The sequence below is a fragment of the Streptomyces sp. NPDC001750 genome (assembly GCF_042892615.1).
GTDB lineage: Bacteria > Actinomycetota > Actinomycetes > Streptomycetales > Streptomycetaceae > Streptomyces.
The window spans coordinates 28,866-51,873 of sequence record NZ_JBIAUE010000039.1 but is presented as its reverse complement, the minus strand read 5'-3'; the positions used below and the strand labels follow the sequence as shown (position 1 = coordinate 51,873).

General features: G+C 72.7%; 20 protein-coding genes. 10 read left to right on the top strand and 10 right to left on the bottom strand.

Annotated elements, in window-relative coordinates; genetic code table 11:
* Positions 1-101: 101 nt before the first annotated feature.
* From ACFYY6_RS34850 to ACFYY6_RS34835, 4 genes are read right to left on the bottom strand one after another with little or no spacing between them, the layout of a single operon-like run.
* Entirely contained in the window at positions 102-1,091 is a 990-nt protein-coding gene (locus ACFYY6_RS34850; protein ID WP_351635495.1) for an LD-carboxypeptidase, read from the bottom strand.
* Complete coding sequence (locus ACFYY6_RS34845; RefSeq protein ID WP_389197275.1) at positions 1,088-3,067, bottom strand: prolyl oligopeptidase family serine peptidase; 1,980 nt, start codon at positions 3,065-3,067, stop codon at positions 1,088-1,090. Before ACFYY6_RS34845 ends, ACFYY6_RS34850 begins: the two co-directional genes overlap by 4 nt.
* A 40-nt stretch (positions 3,068-3,107) precedes the next feature.
* Complete coding sequence (locus tag ACFYY6_RS34840) at positions 3,108-4,451, bottom strand: M20/M25/M40 family metallo-hydrolase (protein ID WP_351520087.1); 1,344 nt, start codon at positions 4,449-4,451, stop codon at positions 3,108-3,110.
* On the bottom strand, positions 4,444-5,277 hold the full coding sequence (locus tag ACFYY6_RS34835) for a M55 family metallopeptidase (protein ID WP_351520088.1): 834 nt from the start codon (positions 5,275-5,277) through the stop codon (positions 4,444-4,446). Before ACFYY6_RS34835 ends, ACFYY6_RS34840 begins: the two co-directional genes overlap by 8 nt.
* Before the next feature lie 241 nt (positions 5,278-5,518).
* Between ACFYY6_RS34835 and ACFYY6_RS34830 the strand changes: the two genes are divergently transcribed.
* From ACFYY6_RS34830 to ACFYY6_RS34820, 3 genes are read left to right on the top strand one after another with little or no spacing between them, the layout of a single operon-like run.
* Positions 5,519-6,460 (top strand): ABC transporter ATP-binding protein, encoded by a 942-nt coding sequence (locus ACFYY6_RS34830; RefSeq protein WP_351520090.1) that lies wholly within the window; start codon positions 5,519-5,521, stop codon positions 6,458-6,460.
* Positions 6,460-7,440, top strand: coding sequence for an ABC transporter permease subunit (locus ACFYY6_RS34825; protein WP_388648822.1), 981 nt, complete (start codon positions 6,460-6,462; stop codon positions 7,438-7,440). The genes ACFYY6_RS34830 and ACFYY6_RS34825 overlap by 1 nt, the downstream gene beginning before the upstream one ends.
* 45 nt (positions 7,441-7,485) lie before the next feature.
* Entirely contained in the window at positions 7,486-7,911 is a 426-nt protein-coding gene (locus ACFYY6_RS34820) for a GntR family transcriptional regulator (RefSeq protein ID WP_351635506.1), read from the top strand.
* Between the two features lie 311 nt (positions 7,912-8,222).
* Here the strand turns inward: ACFYY6_RS34820 and ACFYY6_RS34815 are convergent, their stop codons facing one another.
* From ACFYY6_RS34815 to ACFYY6_RS34805, 3 genes are read right to left on the bottom strand one after another with little or no spacing between them, the layout of a single operon-like run.
* Positions 8,223-8,759, bottom strand: coding sequence for an alpha/beta fold hydrolase (locus ACFYY6_RS34815; protein ID WP_389197277.1), 537 nt, complete (start codon positions 8,757-8,759; stop codon positions 8,223-8,225).
* A gap of 3 nt (positions 8,760-8,762) precedes the next feature.
* A complete protein-coding gene (locus ACFYY6_RS34810) occupies positions 8,763-9,095 on the bottom strand; it encodes an alpha/beta fold hydrolase (RefSeq protein WP_389197273.1) in 333 nt (110 codons plus the stop codon).
* Positions 9,092-9,436 (bottom strand): hypothetical protein, encoded by a 345-nt coding sequence (locus tag ACFYY6_RS34805; RefSeq protein ID WP_386609758.1) that lies wholly within the window; start codon positions 9,434-9,436, stop codon positions 9,092-9,094. Before ACFYY6_RS34805 ends, ACFYY6_RS34810 begins: the two co-directional genes overlap by 4 nt.
* A 14-nt stretch (positions 9,437-9,450) precedes the next feature.
* On the opposite strand from ACFYY6_RS34805, the gene ACFYY6_RS34800 reads away from it, so the two are divergent.
* The gene (locus ACFYY6_RS34800; RefSeq protein ID WP_389197271.1) at positions 9,451-10,077 is read left to right on the top strand and encodes an amidase family protein; all 627 of its coding nucleotides are present in this window, start codon (positions 9,451-9,453) and stop codon (positions 10,075-10,077) included.
* 154 nt (positions 10,078-10,231) lie between these two features.
* On the opposite strand, the gene ACFYY6_RS34795 is transcribed toward ACFYY6_RS34800, so the two are convergent.
* Positions 10,232-12,721, bottom strand: a complete 2,490-nt coding sequence (locus ACFYY6_RS34795; protein ID WP_351520100.1) for an MFS transporter — start codon at positions 12,719-12,721, stop codon at positions 10,232-10,234.
* Between the two features lie 188 nt (positions 12,722-12,909).
* Complete coding sequence (locus tag ACFYY6_RS34790; protein WP_073791538.1) at positions 12,910-13,353, bottom strand: SRPBCC family protein; 444 nt, start codon at positions 13,351-13,353, stop codon at positions 12,910-12,912.
* A gap of 237 nt (positions 13,354-13,590) precedes the next feature.
* Between ACFYY6_RS34790 and ACFYY6_RS34785 the strand changes: the two genes are divergently transcribed.
* On the top strand, positions 13,591-14,631 hold the full coding sequence (locus tag ACFYY6_RS34785) for an Rv2578c family radical SAM protein (RefSeq protein WP_386609755.1): 1,041 nt from the start codon (positions 13,591-13,593) through the stop codon (positions 14,629-14,631).
* A 177-nt stretch (positions 14,632-14,808) separates the two neighbouring features.
* Complete coding sequence (locus tag ACFYY6_RS34780; RefSeq protein WP_386609753.1) at positions 14,809-16,410, top strand: alpha/beta hydrolase; 1,602 nt, start codon at positions 14,809-14,811, stop codon at positions 16,408-16,410.
* 154 nt (positions 16,411-16,564) lie between these two features.
* Here the strand turns inward: ACFYY6_RS34780 and ACFYY6_RS34775 are convergent, their stop codons facing one another.
* A complete protein-coding gene (locus ACFYY6_RS34775) occupies positions 16,565-17,146 on the bottom strand; it encodes an adenylosuccinate lyase (protein ID WP_351520105.1) in 582 nt (193 codons plus the stop codon).
* Between the two features lie 381 nt (positions 17,147-17,527).
* Here ACFYY6_RS34775 and ACFYY6_RS34770 point away from each other — a divergent pair, with 381 nt between their 5' ends.
* The 4 genes from ACFYY6_RS34770 to ccrA all read left to right on the top strand — a co-directional run bounded on the left by ACFYY6_RS34770 (position 17,528) and on the right by ccrA (position 23,000).
* Entirely contained in the window at positions 17,528-19,309 is a 1,782-nt protein-coding gene (locus ACFYY6_RS34770) for a 3-hydroxybutyryl-CoA dehydrogenase (protein WP_351634614.1), read from the top strand.
* A gap of 103 nt (positions 19,310-19,412) precedes the next feature.
* A complete protein-coding gene (locus ACFYY6_RS34765) occupies positions 19,413-20,228 on the top strand; it encodes a TetR family transcriptional regulator (RefSeq protein ID WP_351520108.1) in 816 nt (271 codons plus the stop codon).
* 114 nt (positions 20,229-20,342) lie between these two features.
* The gene (locus ACFYY6_RS34760; protein WP_389197268.1) at positions 20,343-21,137 is read left to right on the top strand and encodes a GNAT family N-acetyltransferase; all 795 of its coding nucleotides are present in this window, start codon (positions 20,343-20,345) and stop codon (positions 21,135-21,137) included.
* Positions 21,138-21,494: 357 nt separating this feature from the next.
* Positions 21,495-23,000 carry a crotonyl-CoA carboxylase/reductase gene (ccrA, locus tag ACFYY6_RS34755; RefSeq protein WP_389197266.1) on the top strand — a complete coding sequence of 502 codons (1,506 nt, stop codon included), beginning with the start codon at positions 21,495-21,497 and terminating at the stop codon, positions 22,998-23,000.
* Positions 23,001-23,008: the final 8 nt, after the last annotated feature.

Genomic DNA, 23,008 nt, shown 5'->3' with positions numbered 1-23,008 from the left:
CTCGGCCAACGCCGAAGGGGGTCCCCCTGGCCCTTAAGGCCTTGGGGAGTGCGTGCCGGACGGTGCGACGGGGCAAACGTTGCCGGGAGCGGCACTAGCGGTCAGATCAGCGCGGGCACCTCGGTGGTGAGCGTGGCGGGGCCGCCGTCGGCGGGCGCGTCCAGCACGGCCGGCACACCGAGCGGAATCGTCAGCCCCGTCGGCCCGTGCCCGAAGCCCAGCTCCTCCACGACGGGCACGCCCAGCGCGCCGAGCCGGTCCGCCAGGACGGCCCGCACCTGCTCGTAGGGCCCGCAGCCCTCCCAGGAGCCGCAGGCCACGCCGGCGATCCCGGCGAGCGCCCCGGCCCGCAACAGGTGGGTGAGGATGCGGTCGACGCTGTACGGGTCCTCGGTGGTGTCCTCGATGACCAGCAGCCCGCCCCGGGCGGAGGTCCGGGCGTGCGGGGTGCCGATGCCGGCGGCGAGCAGGCTGACGCAGCCGCCGAAGGTCACGCCGCGCGCCGTGCCGGGCACCAGCGTGCGTGCGCCGGGCAGCCCGAGCGTCCGCACCGTCTCGGGCTCGAACAGGGTGGCCCGCAGGGACTCCTGGGTGTCCGGGTCCTTCAGGAAGGTCTCGGTGCCCACCATCGGCCCGTGCAGGGTGGCGAGGCCCACGCGCTCGGCGAACGCCTCGTGGAGCACGGTGATGTCGCTGTAGCCGATGAACACCTTGGGCCCCGCGGCGCGCATCGCGGCCCAGTCGACCAGATCGACCATGCGGTGCGCGCCGTAGCCGCCGCGGGCGCAGATCACCGCGTCGACCGAGGGATCGCACCATGCCTCCTGGAGGTCCCGTGCCCGCGCCTCGTCGGCGCCCGCCAGATACTCCAGCTCAGGATGGACGGCGCGCGCATGGGGCGCCTCCACCGGTTCGAGGCCCCAACGGCGCAGGATGTCGAGCCCGGGCTCCAGGCGGTCGGCGGGGACGGGCCCGCTCGGCGACACGACGGCGATCCTGGCACCGGGGCGCAGCCGGGCGGGGCGGGTCAGGGGTTCGAGCGTCCGCGGTGCGGACTTCCGCTCTTCGGGGGTGCGTGCTTCGGGGGTCACCGCTTCAGCTCCAGAGCCGGTACGTCGGGGCAGTCGAATCCGAAGGTCTGTGCGTACAGGGAGAGTTCGGCCTCCAGGGCACGGATCATGGTGTCCGCGCGGCGGAATCCGTGCCCCTCCCCCTCGAAGGCGAGGTAGGCGTGCGGGACGCCGCGTCCTTCGATCGCGGTCAGGAACCGTTCGCACTGGACGGGCGGGCAGATCGGGTCGGCGAGTCCCTGGAGCAGGAGGAAGGGTGTGTTCAGTCGTTCGGTACGGCTGAGCGGGGACCGTTCGCAGTAGCGTTCCGGGACCTCGGCGATCGGGCCGACCAGGGACTCCAGGTAGCGCGACTCGAAGTCGTGGGTCTCGTCCGTGCCCCAGCCGGTCAGGTCGAGGACGGGGTAGATGATCGTGCCGCAGGCGTAGACGTCGGTGCCGGTCAGCGAGGCGGCGGTGGTCCAGCCGCCTGCGCTGCCGCCCCGGATGGCGAGGCGGCGGGGGTCGGCCGTGCCCTCGGCGGCCAGGGCCCCGGCGACGGCCGCGCAGTCCTCGACGTCGACGACGCCCCACTGTTCGCGCAGCCGGTTGCGGTAGTCCCTGCCGTAGCCGGTGGAGCCGCCGTAGTTGACCTCCACGACGCCGATGCCGCGCGAGGTGAAGTACGCGATCTCCAGGTCGAGTACGAGTGCGGCGTGCCCGGTCGGGCCGCCGTGCGCCCACACGACGTAGGGCGGCAGTTCGCCATCGGGACCGGTCCGCCCGGGGTTGCGCGGCGGATGGACGTGGGCGTGGATCTCCCGGCCGTCGGGTCCGGTGAAGGTGCGGGACTCGGGCCGCGGGTAGTAGGCGGGGTCGACGGCGTCCTCGTGCGGTGTGCCGATGACGCGGGTGCGGCCGGTCGCGGTGTCCAGCTCCACGACCTCGTAGGCGCTGGACGGGCTCGCGGCGATGCCGATGATGCGGCTGCCGTGAGCGGCGAGGGAGGCGGCCCACGCGGTCCAGGGCCCGGCGACGTCGGTGAGTTCGCCGGTCCGCGGGTCGAGGATGCCGAGGGTCGTGGTGCCCGTGCCGTGGACGGTGGCGACGAGGCCGTTGTCCAGCGGCCGGAACCAGCGGCAGCCGATCGTCCAGAGCGGGCCGGCGAACTCCTCCTCCCGGGCGCACAGCGGCACGGCGTCCCCGTGCGGGTCGGCGCGGTACAGGTTCCACCAGCCGCTGCGGTCACCGGCGAACAGCAGCGATCCGTCGGCGTCCCACTCGATCTGCGGAATCGACTCCTCGGGGCCGCCCGCGAAGCTGCGCACGTCCCGGAACGTGCCGTCCTCGGTGACCTCGGCGAGCATCACCTCCGTGCCGTCCCACGGCATGCGCGGATGGTCCCAGGCGATCCAGGCGGCCCGGCGCCCGTCGGGCGAGAGCTTCGCCCCGGTGACGAACCGGTGGCCGTCGTCGGTGAGTTCGCGGATCGCCGTGCGATCGTCGGCGGCCGAGCCGTCCAGGGGGACGGCGGCGATGACCCGGCGCAGGTCGGTGGGCGCCTCGCCGGTGAACTCCTCCAGCACGCACCACACTTCGCCCCTGAGGAGGTGGAGGCTCGGATCGACCCAGCGCAGCCCCCCGCCGACGGCACCGACCGGGGTGAGCGGCCGGGGGCCGCCGGGCTCGTCGGGGGCGTACGCGTACAGCCGCTGGTCGGCGAAGTCGACGAAGACGACGAGCGGTCCGCCCTCGGCGCGGGCGGCCCCGGCCCAGGGCTGTCCGCCGTACTCGACGACCCGGCTCCGTACGTTCCACGGGGCGGGCAGCACGCTCGTGGTCGTCCCGTCCGCGCGGCGGCGGACCAGGGCGCGGCGGCCCGCCTCGGCGGGGCGCGGTTCCGTCCACCACACCTCGTCGCCGACGGTGCCGACGTGGTCCGGGCGGCCGTCTCGGGAGGCGGCGAGGGCGGCGTCGATTGGTGACGGCCATGTTCCGTGGGCCCCTGTGGGCAACATGTTCACATCCCCCTGTAGCGGGTCGGGCGGTGGTGGCGGGTCAGGCGGTGCGCAGGTAGTGGTCGAGGACGCGGACGCCGAAGTGCAGCGCCTCGACGGGGACACGTTCGTCGACGCCGTGGAACAGCGCCTGGTAGTCGAAGCCCGCGGGCAGCTTCAGCGGTGAGAATCCGTAGCCGGTGATGCCGAGCCGGGAGAACTGCTTGGCGTCCGTGCCGCCCGACATGCAGTACGGCACGACGTGGCCGTCCGGGTCGAACCGTTCGACGGCGGCGCGCAGTTTCGCGAAGGTCGGCGAGTCGACCGGGGCCTGCAGGGGGACCTCGCGGTGGTGGAACTCCCAGTCGACGTCGGGCCCGGTCAGCCGGTCCATCGTGTCGTGGAACTCGTCCTCGCCGCCGGGAAGCATCCGGCCGTCGATGAAGGCGGTGGCCTGGCCGGGGATCACGTTGACCTTGTAACCGGCCTGGAGCATCGTCGGGTTGGAGCTGTTGCGGACGGTCGGCTCGACCAGGGCGGCGGACCGTCCGAGCTTGCCGAGCAGTTCGTCCACGTCGAAGCCGGGGGCGTCGAGGTCGGGGCGGATGCCGTGCAGTGCGGCGATTTCGGTGAGTGCGGCGCGCACGGTAGGGGTGAGACGGACGGGCCATTCGTGCGCGCCGATGCGGGCGACGGCCGCGGCGAGCGCGGTGACCGCGTTGGACCGGTTGACCTTGGAGCCGTGCCCGGCCCTGCCGCGCGCGGTGAGCTCCAGCCAGGCGGTGCCACGCTCGCCCGCGGCGATCGGGTAGAGCGCCAGGTCCGGGGTGGCGTGGAAGGTGAAGGCCCCGGACTCGCTGATGCCCTCGGTGCAGCCCTCGAAGAGCGCGGCGTGGCGGTCGGCGAGGAAGCCGGAGCCGTCCTCGGCGCTGGCCTCCTCGTCGGCGGTGTACGCGATCACGATGTCGCGGCGCGGCCGTACCCCGGACCGGGCCCAGGCGCCGACGACGGCCAGGGCCATCGCGTCCATGTTCTTCATGTCGATGGCGCCGCGCCCCCAGACGACGCCGTCTCGGACCTCGCCGGAGAAGGGGTGCACGGTCCAGTCGGCGGCCTCGGCGGGAACGACGTCGAGATGGCCGTGGACGAGCAGGGCGTCGGCGGACGGGTCGGTGCCCTCGATCCGGGCGACCACGTTGGTGCGGCCCGGGGTGCGTTCCAGCAGGACGGGTTCGAGTCCGGCCGCCGCCAGCCGCTCCGCCACGTACTCGGCGGCCGGGCGTTCGCGGCAGTCCCCGCCGCCGCGGTTGGTGGTGTCGATCCGGATCAGTTCGGAGGTGAACGTCACCACTTCGTCGAGCGCCCGCGCGTCGACGGCGTCACCGGGACAGGACTGCTCAGCCATACTGTTCCTCCACGGCGGACGACACGATCGTGGTCACCGCCTTGAACGTGCGGATGCCTTCGTACATCGTCGCGCTGGTGTAGGCGACACGCCGTTCACCGCTCGGAGCCACGCCGGGGACGACGGTGGCCGCGCCCGCCAGGTGCTCGGCGTCGAATTCCAGCTCGACGGTGAACGGACCGCCCTCCACCGGGGCGTGCCGCACGGCCAGCGCGGCCGCCTCCCCGGCCGCGGCCCGGATGTCCGCCGCGGTACGGGCCGGGGTACGGCACACCGCCGCGTACCGCGACACGTAGTCCTTCACCGCCACCTTGCGTGCCGCGGGCGCGTAGCCCTCGGCGTCCGCGCAGGTCAGGTCGTCGCCGGTGACGAGGACGACGGGGACGCCGTACTCCGCCACGACATGGGCGTTGAGCAGCCCCTCGCTCGCCCTGACGCCGTCGAGCCACACACCGGTGACCGAGTTCGCCAGATACGTGTGGGCGAGGACGCCCTCCGCTCCGGCGCCGGTGTGGTAGCCGACGAAGGCGATGCCGTCGATGTCGCCGTGCTGGACGCCCTCCACCATGGAGAGGGACTTGTGCCGGCCGGTGAGCATCTGCACCCGGTCGTCGAGCCGCTCCAGCAGGAGGTTGCGCATCGACCAGTGGGCCTCGTTGACGAGCACCTCGTCGGCGCCGCCGTCGTAGAAGCCGAGCGCCGCCGCGTTCACGTCGGAGGTGAACATGGCACGGCACCGCTCCCACTGGGGGGTTCCGGGGAGCACGTCGGCCGGCCAGGTCACGCCGGTGGCGCCCTCCATGTCCGCGCTGATCAAGATCTTCATGCGGGGTCACGCTACGCGCCGGGGAACCGCCGGGCCAGAGGCACATCAACGTTCAGAGGTCCAGTCCTCCGAAGAACCCGCACAACGACCCGGAGCGCCCGCATGCGGAACGCGACTCCCAGCGGCCCGCGCCCGGACACGAACGCGGGGCGGCACGCGGCCTCCCCGGACCCGCCTTGACAGGCTCCCTGCACCAAGACCATGATTCCATTAATTGACTAATGGAATCAGAGGGAAGTGCATGGCAGACGCATTCACTCCGGACGGCGCCCTCGGCGCCTGGGCACTGGAGGCCCGCGGCCTGGGACGGCGCTACCGCCGCGGCTGGGCCCTGCGGGACTGCTCGTTCCGGCTGCCGGCCGGGCGCATCTGCGGTCTCGTCGGCCCCAACGGAGCGGGAAAGAGCACCCTGTTGGGACTCGCCACCCGGCAGGTGCAGCCGACCGAGGGCGAACTTCGCGTCTTCGGCGTACCGGTGGACGATCCCGCGGTGATGCCGAGGTTCGCGTTCCTCGGGCAGGACAAGCCGCTGTTCAAGGGGTTCACCGTGGCGGAGACGCTGCGCATGGGCGCCGAACTCAACCCCGGCTGGGACATGGTCGCGGCGGAGCGGATCGTACGGTCGGGCCAGGTACCGATGCAGGCCCGGATCGGCACGCTCTCGGGCGGCCAGCGCACCCGGGTCGCGTTCGCGCTCGCCTTCGGCAAGCGGCCCGATCTGCTGCTGCTCGACGAGCCGATGGCTGATCTGGACCCGCTGGCCCGTCACGACCTGAGCAGCCTGCTGATGTCGGAGGCGGTCGAGCGCGGCACGACCGTGATGATGTCCTCCCACCTGCTGTCCGAGCTGGAGGACATGTGCGACTACCTGCTGGTCCTCGCCGAGGGCAGGGTCCGGATGGCGGGTGACGCGGACGCGCTCGTCCCGGCGCACGCGCTGGTGACGGGGCTGGCCACCGGCGCGGACCCGGCCGCCGTGCTGGCCCCCCACACCGTCGTCGAAATGCGGGTCCAGGGACGGCAGTTCCAGGCGCTGGTACGGCCGAACGGCCCGCTGCCCGCCGAGTGGGTCGTCACCGAACCCAGCCTGGAGGAGGTGCTGCTGGCGCATCTGCGCTCGCCGGACGCGCCTGCCCTGTTCACACCTGGCGCCCGTTTCGAGGACGAAGGGATCCACAGCTGATGAGCACCACCCTCGCCGACGCCTCCCGGACGACCCGCCAGGAGCCCGGCCGTCGCCTGCTGGGCGGATTGAACTGGCTCGTCGTCCGCCAGCACCGGGCCGCGCTGCTCACCCTGGCCGCCGTGGCCGTCCTCGGCGCGGGGTGGCTGGTCCACCAGCGCGGCCGGATGGCCCAGGTCCTCGAAGCGGCCGGCTGGCCGGACAAGCCCCTGCCACAGCCGGCGTTCTCCTCGGGCGGCGTCGGTCTCACCCTCACCGCCCTGGGCATGCTGCCCGTGCTCCTCGCCGTCTTCCTCGGGGCCCCGCTGATCGCGGCGGACCAGGAGCACGGCACCGCCCGTCTGGTCACCACCCAGTCGGTGTCCCGGCGCCGCTGGATCACGGCCAAGCTCGCCTGGTGCTACGGCTCCGTGCTCGTGGCCGCCTCGGTGCTCTCGGCGCTCTTCACCTGGTGGTGGAAGCCCTATCGTTCGGTGTTCCAGGCCCATTGGTCGGAGGGGGCGATCTTCGACAACACCGGCCCGGTGCTGCCGGCCCTGTGCCTCTTCCTCACCGCCGCCGGGATCACCGTCGGCCTGCTGCTGCGCCGGGTGCTGCCGGCCATGGCGGTCACGTTCGTCTTCTCCATGTGCGTGGAACTGGTCTGGGACCGGATGCACTCCCTGCTGGCGCCCGCGCGCATGTTCTCCTACCCGCTCGACGACGACCTGCCCGCGCGGTTCGACGAGGCGTACGAGCTGGACCGCTGGATCGGCTCCGCCGACGGCCACCTGTACGGCTGGGGCCTGTGCGCCGAGGAGACCGAGGCCGCGTCGAACGCCTGCGTGAAGGAGCACGGCATCGTCGACAATGTCATCCAGTACCTCGGTTTCGACCAGATGCCGGCCATGCAGTGGACGGGTGCGGGCATCCTGCTCGCGGCCGCTGCCGTGCTCACCGCGTTCACGGTGTGGCGGGTGTCCCGGAGGCCCCTCCGGTGACACGCCGTCACGGGTACGTATCGTTTCGGCAGCCCGAAGGGGGTGATGACGGTGGTCGTGTTCCGCATCGACCGACGCAGCGGAGTGGCCACGTACCTCCAGATCGTGCGGCAGGTCGAGCAGGCGCTGCGGATGGGCGCGCTGGAGGCGGGTGACCGTCTGCCGACAGCCGCGCAGGTCGCCGCGGACACCAAGGTCAACCCGAACACGACCCTCAAGGCGTACCGCGAACTGGAACGCGCGGGTCTCGCCGAGGTGAGGCAGGGGGCGGGCACCTTCATCACCCGCTCCCTCGCGCCGGCGCAGACGGGTTCCGAGTCGCCGCTCAGGGCGTCGCTGGCCGAATGGCTGAACGAGGCACGCTCCCAGGGCCTCAGCGGCCAGGAGGTGAGCGCCCTCTTCCAGTCGGTCCATGCGGCGGTGTATCCGACGGAGTCGGCCCGCGCGGCCGGCCGAGAGCCTGGCGAGTGACCTTCGCCCGGAACGTGGACGCGGCATGCTGCGTGCGATTCCGGGGCGCCGGGACGTCCAGGGACGGGGTCTCCCCCGCCGAACGAGGCCGAGGGAGCGGGGAAGGCGCCACCAGGGTGCTTCGGCAGCGCCGGAAGCGCCCGTGCCAGGGCGCGACCGCCCGGTCGGAGACCACCCGGCAGGCTCTGAGTGGCCACGGGAGAACCGGGGCGGCCGGCCGGGGCCGTCCGGTCCGTGACGGTCGCCGCCGCACCGTCCGCGTCGCGGTGCCCGGACGCGAACGGATCCGTCCCCACTCCGACCGGTTCCCTTCAGGCCAGTTCCCGCAGGAGGGTTTCCGGATCCTCCATCAGGAAGAGGTGGCCGCCCTCGGGGACGATCCTCAGTTCGGCGCTGGCGATCTGCGCGTGTGCCCAACGCGCCACCCCCACGGGAACGTTGCCGTCCGCGTCGCCGTGGAGGAACACGGTCGGCACGGAGACCGAGGCCAGCGGGGCCGGCAGCGGGTGGGCGTAGCCGGTCAGGTCGGTCAGCGCCGCGTCCATGCCCTGGCGGCGCCCCTCGGTCGTGTCCAGGTCGGACAGCGCCCGGTACTCGGGGGTGCTCATGACCAGCCGGTCGGCCCTGGGCCAGGCCGCGAGGTTCGACTCGCGGCTGCGCACCCGTTTGAAGACTCCCGTGCCCGCGAGCATCGAGCCGCCGACCGGTGGGGCCCAGCGGACGATGCGGTTGAGCCATGTCACGATCGGGATCCGGCCCACGTACGCCTCCTTGGGCGCCCCGGGAATCGCGGCGGCCGCGAGGATCAGTTTCACCACCCGCCCGGGGTGGGCCTGGACCGCGGACAGCGCCTACCCCCCGCCGCCGGAGATCGCCACGAGCGTCGCCCGTTCCTGGCCGAGGTGGTCGAGCAGAGACAGGAAGTCGTCGTTCCAGCGATGGAAACCGCGGCCGGGCACCGGATCGGTCCCACCGTATCCGGGCCGGTCCGGGAAGATCAGCCGGACGCCCGCGTCCGTCGCGGCCCGCTGCAGCGCGACGCCCTCGTAGCGGCTGCCCGGGGTGCCGTGCAGCACGATCGCGGGCGCGGCGTCGGGGTCCCCGTACGAGCAGTAGGCGATGCGGCGCCCGCCAGGACCTTCGATACGGACCGTCTCGGGCGGTTCGGGCAGGTCGTGCGTCATCTCTGCTCCTCGTGCGGTACAGGGGTGGCGGCCGCGGTGATCCCGGCGACGACGAGATCGAGGCCGTAGGCGAACCGGCGGTCGTAGTCGTGGTGTTCGACGAAGACCGACATGGCCCGGCGTTCGGGCGGCAGCGGGAGCCGTTCCGGATCGCCGCGGCCGATCCGGATCGCCACGTGTCCGGTGACGAAGTCGTGCAGGGCGCCGTACGCGTACACCGCGGCCCGCTCGTCGAGCCCGGCGGTGCGCAGGGCCGCGACGACCCGGAGTGCGGCGTCGTCGGCGCCGGGCCCCACGAGGGGAGCGCGACGGTGCGCCTCCAGCACGACGGGGTGGCGCATGAGCAGGTCCGCCCGTGGACGCCGAGGTCGCCGCCGCCGTCGAACGCACCGGCCGCGCACTGGCCGGGCTCGGCCACGACGTGTTCGCCCGCGACCAGGCTCCGGACCCCGAACTCACCGAGAACTTCCGGGTGATGTTCACCGCGCTGGTCGGCTCCAGGGCCGCGGCGTTCGACGGATCGGTGATGCGACCGATCGTGCGTCATCTCCGGTCCGCCGCGCATCGGTCGAGCGCGGCCGAGCTGGCCGCTTCGATCGGTGTCGTGCAGGCCCGCGCGCGAGCCTGGATCCTCGACCACGCGGACGCGGACCTCGTGATCACACCGACCGTGACCGCTCCGCCGACCCGCGTCGGAGAGCTTCGCGACGACTCCGATCCGGCCGCGGAACTGGCCGCGATGACCGCGTTCACGGGCAACACCGTGATCGGGAACGCCACCGGGTGTCCGGCCATCAGCCTTCCGCTGGGCTGGAGTTCCGAGGGGCTGCCGCTCGGGGTGTCGCTCACGGCGGGCTGGGGCCGCGAGGACCTCCTGTTCGCCGTCTCCGCGGCATTGGAGGAGGCTCTGCCCTGGGCCGACCGCTATCCCGGGCGGAGCGGGGCGGCGCAGGCATCGGCGGCGGTGGCCGACGCCTCCTGACATCGGCGGCGCCGATCCGCGCATGCGGGTCGGCGCCGCCACCCGGCGCCGTCCTCACCCGGCGTGGCCGCCGGGTGGGCGGTCCGGCGGTGCCCGTACCCCCTCCCGTCCGTCGCCGCGCTCTGCTGTCCGCCGCGGCCCGCCCGCCGAACGGTCAGTCCTGGTGCCCCAGCAGGAGGTCGCGTTCGGTGCGCCCGCCGCCCGCGACCTGGAGGACCGTGGCCACCGGCGGATACCCGGCCGCGATCACCGTGTACTCGCCCGTGGACAGGTCCACGAACCTGAACGCCCCGTCCGGCCCGGTGGTGAGCGTGTCCACGACGTTGCCCGCCGCGTCCAGCAGGGTGACCCGGGCGTCCTCGACCGGCCTGCCGCCACCGGCCCGTACGACACCGCGCAGCACCGCCCCTCCGGCGAGTTCGATGTCCTGCCGGGTCTCCCGCGCGGCCTGCACGCTCACCGGCAGCGCGGCGGGCCGGAACGCGGGGGCGCTGGCCGCGAGGGTGTACTCACCGGCCACCAGTTCCTTGATCACATAGCCGCCCTCGCGTCCGCTGCGCGTGGAGGCGACCACCTCGCCGCGCACATCGGTGAGGGTGACGGCGGCGTCCCGCACCGGGAGCCCGTCGGCGGTGACGACGGTCCCCGCGAGCCGGCCCGCGCCGCCGAGCACCACGTCGAGTTCGACCGGCCGTTCGCCCACGGTGACGCTGACGGCCTGCGGCTGGTGACCCCCGGCCGCGGCGATCAGGACGTACGCGCCCGCGCCGGGCACGCTCAGCGCGTAGCGGCCGTCGTCACCACTCGCGCCCCGGCCGACCTGCTGCCCCTGGACGTCGATGAGGGTGAGCGCGGCACGCGGGACCTTGGTGCCGTCCGGGTGCTGGACGCTGCCGCACACCGGTACGCCCGAGAGGTACGCGGTCGGGGGGACGGCGGGGGTAGCGGCGCGGGCGGCGGGGACCGGCGCGGCCCCGGTGGTCGGCGGGGCGGCTGTTTCGGGGCCGTTGTGGGACACCAGCGGTTTCTCCTTGAGGAAGAGGGCGAGGACCAGGCCGAGCACGAGCACCGGCACGAGGTAGAGGAAGATCCGCGGCATCGCGTCGGCGTACGCGCGGATGTAGGCGTCGCGCAGCGCGGGTTCCATGGCGTGGACGAGCTGCGGGGTGATCGACTCGGGGTCGGGCAGATCGGCGTCGGCCGGCAGGCGGGCGGCCAGCGCGTCGGCCAGACGCCCGGCGAAGAGCGTGCCGAAGACGGCGGCGCCGACGCTGCCGCCGATCTGCCGGAAGTAGTTGTTGGCGCTGGTGGCGGTGCCGAGGTCGGCGGGGGGTACGGAGTTCTGCACGGCGAGCACCAGCACCGGCATGACCAGGCCGATCCCGATGCCGAGCACGGCCTGCGCGATGCCGTTCTCGAGCGGTGGGGTGTCGGTGTCGAGCCGGGAGAGCAGCCACATCCCCACGACCGAGACCGCGCTGCCGACGACGGGGTGGGCGCGGTAGCGGCCGGTACGGGAGATGAGCTGGCCGGAGACGATGGACGCCACGACGATGCCGCCCATCATCGGGAGCATCAGCAGACCGGATTCGGTGGCCGAGGCGCCGTCGACCATCTGCAGGAAGGTCGGCAGGTAGCTGGCGGCGCCGAACAGCGCGACGCCGACGACCGCGCCCACGAGCGCGGTGACGTTGAAGATCGAGTCGCGGAACAGCCGCAGCGGGATGACCGGTTCGGCCGCCCGTCGCTCGGCGACGAGGAACAGCAGGGCCGTCGCGACGGCCCCGGCGCCGAGCCCCAGGATGACGCCCGACCCCCAGGGGTATTCCGTTCCGCCCCAACTGGTGAGCAGCACCAGACAGGTCGACGCGGCGGCGAGCAGCAGCGCGCCGAGGACGTCGAGGCGGGGGCGGACCGCGGGCCGGGGCAGTTTCAGCACGACGGTGATGACGGCCAGGGTGATCAGGCCGAACGGGACGTTGATGTAGAAGCACCAGCGCCAGGAGGCGTGGTCGGTGAAGAAGCCGCCGAGCAGCGGGCCGGCGACGGAGGCGAGACCGAAGGCGGCGCCGATGAGCCCCATGAACCTGCCGCGTTCCCGGGGCGGGACGACGTCCGCGATGATGGCCTGGACACCGATCATGAGTCCGCCGCCGCCGATGCCCTGGAGGGCCCGGAAGGCGATGAGTTCGTCCATGGTGCGGGACCAGCCGGCCAGTGCGGAGCCGATGACGAAGACGACGATCGCGAACTGGAAGACGCCCTTGCGTCCGAAGAGGTCGCCGAGCTTCCCGTAGAGCGGCAGGCCGATGGTGGAGGCGAGAAGGTACGCGGTGACGGCCCAGGACATCTTCTCCAGGCCGTGCAGCTCCCCGACGATCTTCGGCAGCGCAGTGGCGACGATCATCTGATCGAGCGCCGCCAGCAGCAGCGTCAGCATCAGCCCGAGGAAGACGAGCCGGATGCGGCGGGGGCTGGTCTCCGGTAAGCCGGGCGGGGCGGCGGACTCCTCCGCCGCCTGCGGCGTTCCCCCGTCCGGGGACGGAGACGGGTGCGGGGGTGGTGCGGCCGCCGATCCGGCGGTTCCCGAACCGCCGCGAGTACCGTCCCGGTCGTCCCCCAGCAGTGTGATCCCACCCACCACGTCGCCGCTCCCCTCGTCGCGTCTGCGCCGCCCTTTCTCGCATCGCGCGACGAGGGAGGGCAAACGCCGACGAGGGGGCGCCGACGGCGTACCGGGGGCTTAATCCCCGGTGGGAGGTGCTGCGGCGCACCACCGGAGGGACCGGAAAACCACCCGAACCGGTGAGGTGAACCGATCGGGTCGAGGGGCTACTTCTCGACTTCGGTGGCGAGATTGCGCAGCAGTTCGTCGTAGATGCGCGCGAGTCCCTTGGGGGCGAAGGTCCGCTCGAAGAATCCGCCGATGCCCCCGGCACCGTTCCAGACGGTCGACACGACGGCCTTCGAACGGCCCTCGCCGGCCGGGGTGACGGTCCAGGTGGTGACCATCGAGGAGTTGCGGTCCTTCTCCACGAGCCGGCCGTCGGTGGGCTCGGTGACCTCCATCAGGCAGTCGCGAACCCGCTTGCTGGTGGCCTGGAGCTTCCAGTGCACGAGGGTGCCCTCGCCGTCGCCGCCCTCGCGCACCTCGTACTCGCTGAACTGCCCGGGCAGCACCTTGCCGCGGGTCCGCTCGTAGTCGGCCAGCGCGTCGAACACCGTGTCCGCGTCCGCCGCGATGACTCGTTCCGTGGTGGCCTCGACCTGCGCCATGGCTGTTCCTCCAGCACTCGGAATTCGGGGGTGTGCCGAGCCAATCACCTTCGGCGCGCCGCTCAAAATCGGGGCCGCTCCCGGTGCCGCTCCCGGCCGGGACCCCGCCGGGACCCGGCCGGGAGGCCCTCGGCGCCCGGTCGCGTCCGGCGCGGGGGCACTCCCGGACGAAGCGGAGAAAACGATCATGGGAACAAATGTTCTATTCTCTCGACGAGCGCTACCGAGGAGGCGTCCATGCGCTGGAACCATCTGGTCGAGAACCCCGCCACGGCCGGGAGCAGCGCGCTCTTCGCCGCGGACGCGGTGACCACGCGCACCTTCGACACCCCGGAGTTCCGGGGCATCACCTTCCACGAGATCCGGGCCCGCTCCATCGTGAACCGGGTGCCCGGCGCCTCGCGCATGCCGTTCGAATGGACGGTGAACCCGTACCGCGGCTGCACCCACGCCTGTGTGTACTGCTTCGCCCGCAAGACCCACAGCTACCTGGACCTGGACACGGGCATCGGCTTCGACTCCCAGATCGTCGTCAAGGTCAACGCCCCGGAACTGCTGCGCGGGCACCTCGCGTCCGGACGCTGGGACGGCGCGCACATCGCGATGGGGACCAACGTCGACTGCTACCAGCGGGCGGAGGGCCGCTACCGGCTGATGCCCGGCATCGTCTCGGCCCTGCGCGACCACGCGAACCCGTTCTCGATCCTGACCAAGGGGACACTGATCCTGCGCGACCTCGAACTGCTGCGGCAGGCGGCCGAGGTCACCGACGTCGGCATCTCCGTTTCGGTCGGCTTCGTCGACGAGGGGCTGTGGCGCACCGTGGAACCCGGCACCCCGTCCCCCGCGCGCCGCCTGGACGTCGTGCGCGCCCTGAGCGGGATCGGCATCGACTGCGGAGTACTGATGGCGCCCGTCGTCCCGTTCCTCGGCGACCATCCGGACCAGCTTCGCGCCACGGTCCGGGCGATCGCCGCCGCCGGGGCGACGTCCGTGACCCCGCTCGTGCTCCATCTGCGTCCCGGCGCCCGGGAGTGGTACATGCGGTGGCTGGGACAGCACCACCCGCATCTGGTGCGCCGGTACGAGCGGCTGTACGCGGAGGGGCCGTACGCGCCCAAGTGGTACCAGCGGCGCATCACGCGCCACGTCCACGAGCTGGCGGCCGAGTTCGGCATCGGGCCGTCGCACCGGGGGACGGCCCGCCGGCTGCCCGTGCGCCCCAGGGACACCGCGTGGTCCGACGCCTCCGGACCGACCCAGCTGACCCTGCTCTGACGAACCCGCCCCGAGCCGACGACCCCCGGAACGCCCTTACCAGAAACCCCCGTCACAGGGCAAACGGGTCAACTCTCTCCACAACATGTCCTTCCGGGCATGAATGCGGGGAGCATGCGGCGGAGACCGTGTCACGCACAGCCGCGTTCCCCCGTGTTCCCCACCCCGGGAGGCCATATGACGAAACGTCCAGGAATTCTCGTCGCCGTGGGCGCGACGGTCGCCGGTCTGGTGACCGCGACCCCGTCCCCGGCGGCCGCCGACGCGGAGCCCCGGACCGCCACCGCCCCGCTCCGCTGGACCGACTGCGGCACCGAAGCGCACCCGCGGCTCCAGTGCGCCACGGTCCGCACTCCGCTGGACCATGACGACCCGTCGGGCCGGCACATCACGCTCGCCCTGTCCCGGATCCCGCACACCGCGAAGACCTTCCAGGGCCCCCTGCTCGTCAATCCGGGCGGCCCCGGGGGCAGCGGGCTGCCGATGGCCGGATTCGTCGCTTCCTCGCTGCCGAGGGCGGTGGCCGCGCAGTACGACGTGATCGGCTTCGATCCGCGCGGCGTCGGAAGGAGCAGACCCGCCCTGAACTGCGTCCCCGGGTTCTTCGATCCGCTGCGCCCCGACTCGGTGCCGCACGCGCCCGGGGTCGAAGAGGCCAACCGGAACCGCACCGTCTCCTTCGCGAAGGCGTGCGGCGAGAAGTACCCGGACCTGCTGCCTCACATGGACACGGTCAGCGCCGCCAAGGACCTCGACGTGATCCGCCGGGCGACCGGCGCCCGCCGGCTCAACTACTTCGGCTACTCGTACGGGACGTACCTCGGCGCGGTGTACGCCAAGCTGTTCCCGGAGCGGGTGCGGCGCATGGCGCTCGACTCGAGCGTCGACCCGGAGGGCGTGTGGTACGAGGACAACATCGGCCAGAACTATGCCTTCGACGCCCGCCACAAGGCGTTCGCCGCCTGGGTGGCGAAGCACGACAGCGCGTACGGGCTGGGCGGTGACCCGGCGCGGGTGGAACGCGCCTGGTACACGATGCGCCGGGCGGTCGCGGAGCACCCCGCGGGCGGGAAGGTCGGGGCGAGCGAACTGGAGGACACGTTCCTGCCGGGCGGCTACTACAACGGCTACTGGCCGCACCTGGCCGAGGCGTTCGCGGCCTACGTGAAGGACCGCGACGAGAACGCGCTCGTAAAGGCGTACGAGAAGTTCGGGGCGCTCGACGCGGAGGGCGACAACGGGTACTCCGTCTACACGGCCGTGCAGTGCCGTGACGCCTCGTGGCCCCGCGAGTGGAACACCTGGCGCAACGACGGCTGGCGCGTACAGGCGAAGGCCCCCTTCTCCACCTGGAACAACACCTGGTACAACGCGCCGTGCGCGGACTGGCCGGTGGAGCCGCTGCGTCCGGTGCGGGTGTCCAACAAGAGCCTTCCGCCGGTGCTGCTCTTCCAGGCCACGGACGACGCGGCGACGCCGTACCAGGGCGGCGTGACCATGCACCGCAGGCTGCGCGGTTCCCGCCTGGTCGTCGAGCAGGGCGGCGGCAACCACGGCATCACACTGAGCGACAACGACTGCCTGGACACCTATCTGGCGGACTATCTGGCCAAGGGCACCGTCCCGCGCGGCCGGACCGGCGGGTCCGAGGCGGACGCGGTCTGCGCCAAGTCCCCCGACCCGACGCCTGCGGCCGACAGGGCGACGAAGGCGGCTCGGGCGACCGTCGCCGAGACCAGGGGCGGTGTCCTGCACCGGCTGCTCGGTTTCCGGGGCTGATCGGCGGGCCGGGCGACCGGCCAGGTACCGGCCCGTGCGGGGGCCCGACGCGACGCGCCGGGCCCCCGCACCGTACGCCCCCGCGCCTCGCGCCGCGCACCGAACGCCGCGCTTCGGGCATCCCGTACGACCGACGCCGCGCAGGCCCGCGCGCTCAGCCCGCCCGCAGCCGGTCCAGCGCCTCGCGCGCGGCGCCGGCCAGTCTCGGGTGCGGCAGGGCCGCCTCCAGGAGCGGGCGGGCCCGTTCGTCCGCCAGCCGCCCGAGCCCCTCCACGCAGGCGAGCGCCACCCGCCAGTGCGGATCGCCGGGGTCCAGAAGGCGCTCCAGCGTGGTCATCAGCGCGGGTACGGACTCCGGCGCCCGGAGCACGGTGAGCAGCCGGACCGGGTGAAGGGCGTACGCGGTGCGCAGGGCATTGGTCGCGAGGGCGGCGGCCGCCCGGGGCGTGCGGGGGTCGCCGAGACGCGCCAGGGCGTGGGCGGCACAGACGCAGCGCTCCGGGTCGCGGTGGTTGAGCAGCAGGACCAGCGTCTCGAACGCCCGCCGGTCCCCCGCGCAGCCGAGCCGGAACGCGGCGATCTCCCGTGCCCAGAGCGGGCGTTCGCGCTCCACGAGGACGCGGGCCAGTTCCTCGTCGTCATCGGTGGCGATCAGCCTGCGGAGCGCCTCCGGCTCTCCGGCCGCGTCCGCCTCGTCCGCCAGCCGGTCCGTCAGCGACCGGTACTCCTCGTCCATGATGCTCAGCGTATCGGCGGACACTGTGCGTATCGAGAGGGCCGCCGCATGTGACGTGACGCACGACGCCCCGGGGCTGGCGCGCTCGTTACCAGCGAGTTAATCTCATATGAGCGGGACACGATCCCCGCCGGCTCCGGTGGCCTGGTGACGCAGCCATCCGGAGTGCTCGTCGGTTCGGCAGCTTCGTGAGACGCGACTCCGGGACAGAGTCCGTCGCCCCTTCCGGTCCGGGCGCACCGTCGCCCCCGGGCCGCGCAGCACTCCACACAACTTCCGTGCGCTTCGCGCCGGTTCCTCTTCCGCGCATGCTTCGCGCCGGTCCGTTCCCGTGCGCTCCGCGCGTTCTCACAGTCGTCACTCACCCTCTGGAGTCCCGTGATGGACACCCCGTTCAGCACCATCGCCGTCGTCGGCCTCGGCACCATGGGCACCGGCATCGCCGAGGTCCTCGCCCGCGCCGGTCATGAGGTCGTCGGCATCGACATCGACGGGGCGGCGGCCCGTCGGGCCGTCGCCTCGCTGGAGGCCGCGACCGAGCGCGCCGTGCGGCGCGGCCGGATCACGGAGCGCGAACGCGGCCGGGTGCTCGCCCGGTTCCGCACCCATGACGACCTGCGTGCCGCGGCGGACGCGGAGCTGGTCGTCGAGGTCGTCCCGGAGTCGTACGAGATCAAGCAGCAGGTGTTCCGGGAGCTGGACGCGATCGTCTCCCCGAACGCGGTCCTGGCCACCGGGACCAACGCCCTGTCGGTGACACGGCTGGCGGCCGAGTCGCTGCGCCCCGAGCGCGTGCTCGGGCTGCACTTCTTCAACCCGGCCCCGGCGATGAAGCTGGTCGAGGTGGTCTCCTCGGTGCTGACCGCGCCCCCGGCCGTCGAGGCGGTCACCGCGCTCGCCCGCAGCCTGGGCAAGGAGCCGGTCGCGGTCGGCGACCGGCCGGGCTTCGTCGCCGACGGGCTGCTGTTCGGCTACCTCAACCAGGCCGCGGCGATGTACGAGGCGAACTACGCGTCCCGCGAGGACATCGACGCCGCGATGAGGCTGGGCTGCGGACTCCCGATGGGCCCGCTCGCCCTGCTCGATCTGATCGGGATCGACACCGCGCGCACGGTCCTGGAGGCCATGTACGCCTCGTCGCACGACCGGCTGCACGCCCCGGCGCCGGTCCTCCGCCAGCTCAGCGAGGCGGGGCTGACCGGCCGCAAGGCGGGGCGCGGCTTCTACACGTACGCGGAGCCCGGCAGCCGGACGGTGGTGCCGGACGCACTGACCCCGGGCGAGGGCGCCTCGCCCGTCGCGGGGCGGCCGGTGCGGTCGGTCGGCGTCGCGGGCTCGGGCACGATGGCGTCGGGGATCGCCGAGGTCTTCGCGAAGGCCGGTCACGACGTCGTGCTCGTCGCCCGCGGCCGGGAGAAGGCGGACGCGGCGAAGGCCCGGATCGCCAAGTCCCTGGAGCGTTCCGTGGCCAAGGGGCGGCTGACCGCCGAGGCGCGGGACGGGGCACTGGCCCGGATCACTCCGGCGGGTTCGCCCGACGCCCTCGCCGAGGTCGATCTCGCGGTCGAGGCGGTCGCCGAGGACCTGGCTGTCAAGCAGCAGCTGTTCGCGATGCTGGACAAGGTCTGCAAGCCGGGCGCGGTCCTCGCCACCACCACCTCCTCGCTGCCGGTCGTGGCGATCGCGCGGGCCACCTCGCGTCCGCAGGACGTCGTCGGCATGCACTTCTTCAACCCGGCCCCGGCGATGAAGCTGGTCGAGGTCGTCCGCACGGTGCTCACCGCGGACGACGCCCGCGCCACCGTCCACGAGGTGTGCGGCACGATCCGCAAGCACCCGGTGGACTGCGGGGACCGGGCCGGGTTCATCGTCAACGCGCTGCTGTTCCCGTACCTCAACAACGCGATCAAGATGGTCGAGGAGCACTACGCGAGCCTCGACGACATCGACGCCGCGATGAAGCTGGGCGGCGGCTACCCGATGGGGCCGTTCGAACTCCTGGACGTCGTCGGGCTCGACGTGTCGCTCGCCATCGAGAAGGTGCTGCACGACGAGTTCCGCGACCCGGGACTGGCCCCGGCACCGCTGCTCGAACACCTGGTGGCCGCGGGCTGCCTCGGCCGCAAGACGGGGCGCGGCTTCCGCGAGCATGCCCGGCGCTGAGCGGCCCCCGGTGCCGGGGGCCGGATGGGGCGGGCTGCTCGATCCTCCGGGCGGCCCGCCCCCGCGGGCGCCCTCACCCGCGTCGATGCAGTACGTTCACACCATGTCCCAGCCCGCCAGGTCCCCCCGTGTCTCCGCCGCGTCCGACCCGCAGGAAAGCGCCACCGGCAGTCGCGCCGCCGCCCAACGGCTCAAAATGCGCCGCGAACTCGCCGCGGCGGCGATGGAACTCTTCGCGACGAAGGGGTACGAGGCCACGACGGTCGACGAGATCGCGGGCGCCGCGGGAGTCGCCCGGCGCACCTTCTTCCGGCACTTCCGCTCCAAGGAAGAGGCGATCTTCCCGGACCACGACGACACCCTCGTCAGGGCCGAGGCCGTCCTCAACGCCGCCCCCGCGCACGAGCACCCGCTCGACACCGTCTGCCGCGGCATCAAGGAGGTCATGAAGATGTACGCGGCCAAGCCCGCGGTCTCCGTGGCCCGTTACAAACTGACCCGTGAGGTCCCCACCCTGCGCGAGGCCGAGATCGCCTCGGTGGCCCGCTACGAGCGGCTGTTCACGCGCTATCTGCTGGGTCATTTCGACGAGCGCGACCACGAGGCCGGCAACGACGACCCGCTGCTCGCCGAGGTCGCGGCGTCCGCGGTCGTCACCGCGCACAACCATGTGCTGCGGCGCTGGCTGCGGGCGGGCGGCGAGGGCGACGTGGAGGCCCAGCTCGACCACGCGTTCGCGATCGTACGCAGGACGTTCGGCACGGGCATCGGGGCGGGCCGGATCACCGGCGGCGAACCGGTGGCGCGGCCCGCCGCCTCGGTGGCGTCCGAGGGCGAGGTGCTGGTGGCGGTGGCGCGGACGGACGCGCCGCTCGACGAGGTGATGCGCACGATCCGGCAGGCGCTCCAGGACCGCTGAGCGGACCGTCGGGGCGGCGCCCGGACCCCGGACCCCGGGCCCGCGCGCGCCGCGCCGCGCCGCGCCGCGCCAAATTCGATTGCCCCGCTCGCGCTCCGATGCTGCGGTGTGCGGATGACTCCTGATCGTGATGCACTTCTGACCCTTTTCGACCGCGAGATGCGCGAGCACGCCCGCCCCGACGGCCCCGGTGTCCGGGTCGAGCGCGCCGGTGACGTCGTACGGATGACCGACCCGGCCGAGAACTGGGGCAGCGTCGTCTGGTCGGCCCCGGGCCTCGACGCCCGCCGGGCGGACGCCGCGATCGCCGCGCAGGCGGCGCACTGCGCGGCGATCGGGCCCGACGAGTTCGAGTGGAAGCTGTACGCGCACGACCGGCCGGCGGATCTGGCGGATCGGCTGCTCGCGGCCGGATTCGAGGCGGAGGAGCCGGAGACCCTGATGGTCGCCCCGGCCGTGGACCTCCCGACGGCGGTGGAGCTCCCGGACGGCGTCCGGCTGCGCCCTGTGCGGGACGCGGACGACGTGGAACTGATGGTCCGCGCCCATGAGCGGGCGTTCGGCACGAAAGGGGCGCGGCTGCGGCACCTGGTGTCGACCAGGCTGGCCGAGGACCCCGACCACATCGTCGCCGTCCTCGCCATGGCGGGCGACGAACCGGTGAGCGCGGCCCGCATGGAGCTGTACCCCGGCACCCGCTTCGCCGGGCTGTGGGGCGGCGGCACGGCCCCGGAGTGGCGTGGCAGGGGCATCTACCGGGCGCTGGTCGCCCACCGCGCCCGGATCGCGGCGGAACGCGGCTACGGCTTCCTCCAGGTCGACGCCTCCGCCCTGAGCCGCCCGATCCTCGAACGCCTGGGATTCATGGCCCTGACGACCACGACTCCGTACCTCTACCGCGCTCGTTGATCGATCATCCACCGGGCATATCCACGCGAAACATCCCCGATCCCGCTCATACGTGCCCGGCGGATGACAAGTGAGAGAAATTATTGGCACCGAGTGCCTTGCCACCTGTCACGGAGTGCCATACGTTGAAGTTGTCCGGGCGATCGGCGTACCGGGACCTCGTGTACGCCGGCTGTCCCAGCGGGCCCCCCGTCCGCGCGCCCGGACGCCTGCGTCACAGGCACAGCCTTCTGCTCCACAGAGCAGGCCCCAGCACCACCGGCCGAACCGACGGCACCACCTCCACACCTCAGCTCCCCCTCAGCTCACGAGGACGCCCCGGCGTCCCCTGAGCGACCCATCCGCCGGAGGCACACCGTGAAGGAAATCCTGGACGCGATCCAAGCGCGGACGGAATCGTCAGGCGGTTCCGCCGCGGACCGGGCCGCCGAGTTCGCGGCCCTGCGCATCCCCGAGTCGTACCGCGCGGTGACCGTGCACAAGGACGAGACGGAGATGTTCGCCGGGCTCGCCACCCGCGACAAGGACCCCCGCGCGTCGCTGCACCTGGACGAGGTGCCGGTGCCCGAACTGGGACCCGGCGAGGCCCTGGTCGCCGTCATGGCCAGCTCGGTGAACTACAACTCGGTCTGGACCTCGATCTTCGAACCGCTGCCCACGTTCGGCTTCCTGGAGCGCTACGGGCGGCTCAGCGAGCTCACCCGGCGCCACGACCTGCCGTACCACATCATCGGCTCGGACCTCGCCGGTGTCGTCCTGCGCACCGGGCCCGGCGTCAACGCCTGGCAGCCGGGCGACGAGGTCGTCGCGCACTGCCTCTCCGTCGAGCTGGAGTCCTCGGACGGTCACAACGACACGATGCTCGACCCCGAGCAGCGCATCTGGGGCTTCGAGACCAACTTCGGCGGTCTGGCCGAGATCGCGCTCGTCAAGTCCAACCAGCTGATGCCGAAGCCCCGCCACCTCAGCTGGGAGGAGGCCGCCGCGCCGGGACTGGTGAACTCCACCGCGTACCGGCAGCTGGTCTCGCGCAACGGCGCGGGCATGAAGCAGGGCGACAACGTGCTGATCTGGGGCGCCAGCGGCGGACTCGGTTCGTACGCCACGCAGTTCGCCCTGGCGGGCGGCGCCAATCCGATCTGCGTCGTCTCCAGCAAGCAGAAGGCGGACATCTGCCGGCGGATGGGTGCGACCGCGATCATCGACCGCAGCGCCGAGGGCTACCGGTTCTGGAAGGACGAGCACGAGCAGGACCCGCGCGAGTGGAAGCGGTTCGGCAAGCGCATCCGCGAACTCACCGGCGGCGAGGACGTCGACATCGTCTTCGAGCACCCGGGCCGCGAGACCTTCGGTGCGAGCGTGTACGTGACCCGCAAGGGCGGCACGATCGTCACCTGTGCCTCGACCTCCGGTTACACCCACGAGTACGACAACCGCTACCTGTGGATGTCGCTGAAGCGGATCGTGGGCTCGCACTTCGCCAACTACCGCGAGGCGTGGGAGGCCAACCGGCTGGTCGCCAAGGGGAAGATCCACCCGACGCTGTCGAAGGTCTACCCGCTGGAACAGACCGGCCAGGCCGCGTACGACGTGCACCGCAACCTCCACCAGGGCAAGGTCGGCGTGCTGGCGCTCGCCCCCCGCGAGGGCCTGGGCGTGAGCGACCACGAGCTGCGCGAGAAGCACCTCGACGCCATCAACCTGTTCCGTGACGCGCCGGCGGAACGGACCGACAAGCACAGCCGTGACGCCTCGGCGGAACGGACCGACAAGCACAGCCGTGACACATCGGCGGAACGGACCGACAAGCACAGCCGTGACGCGTCGGCGGAGCGGACCGCCCGAGCCACCCAGAACGCCTGAGGCCCGCG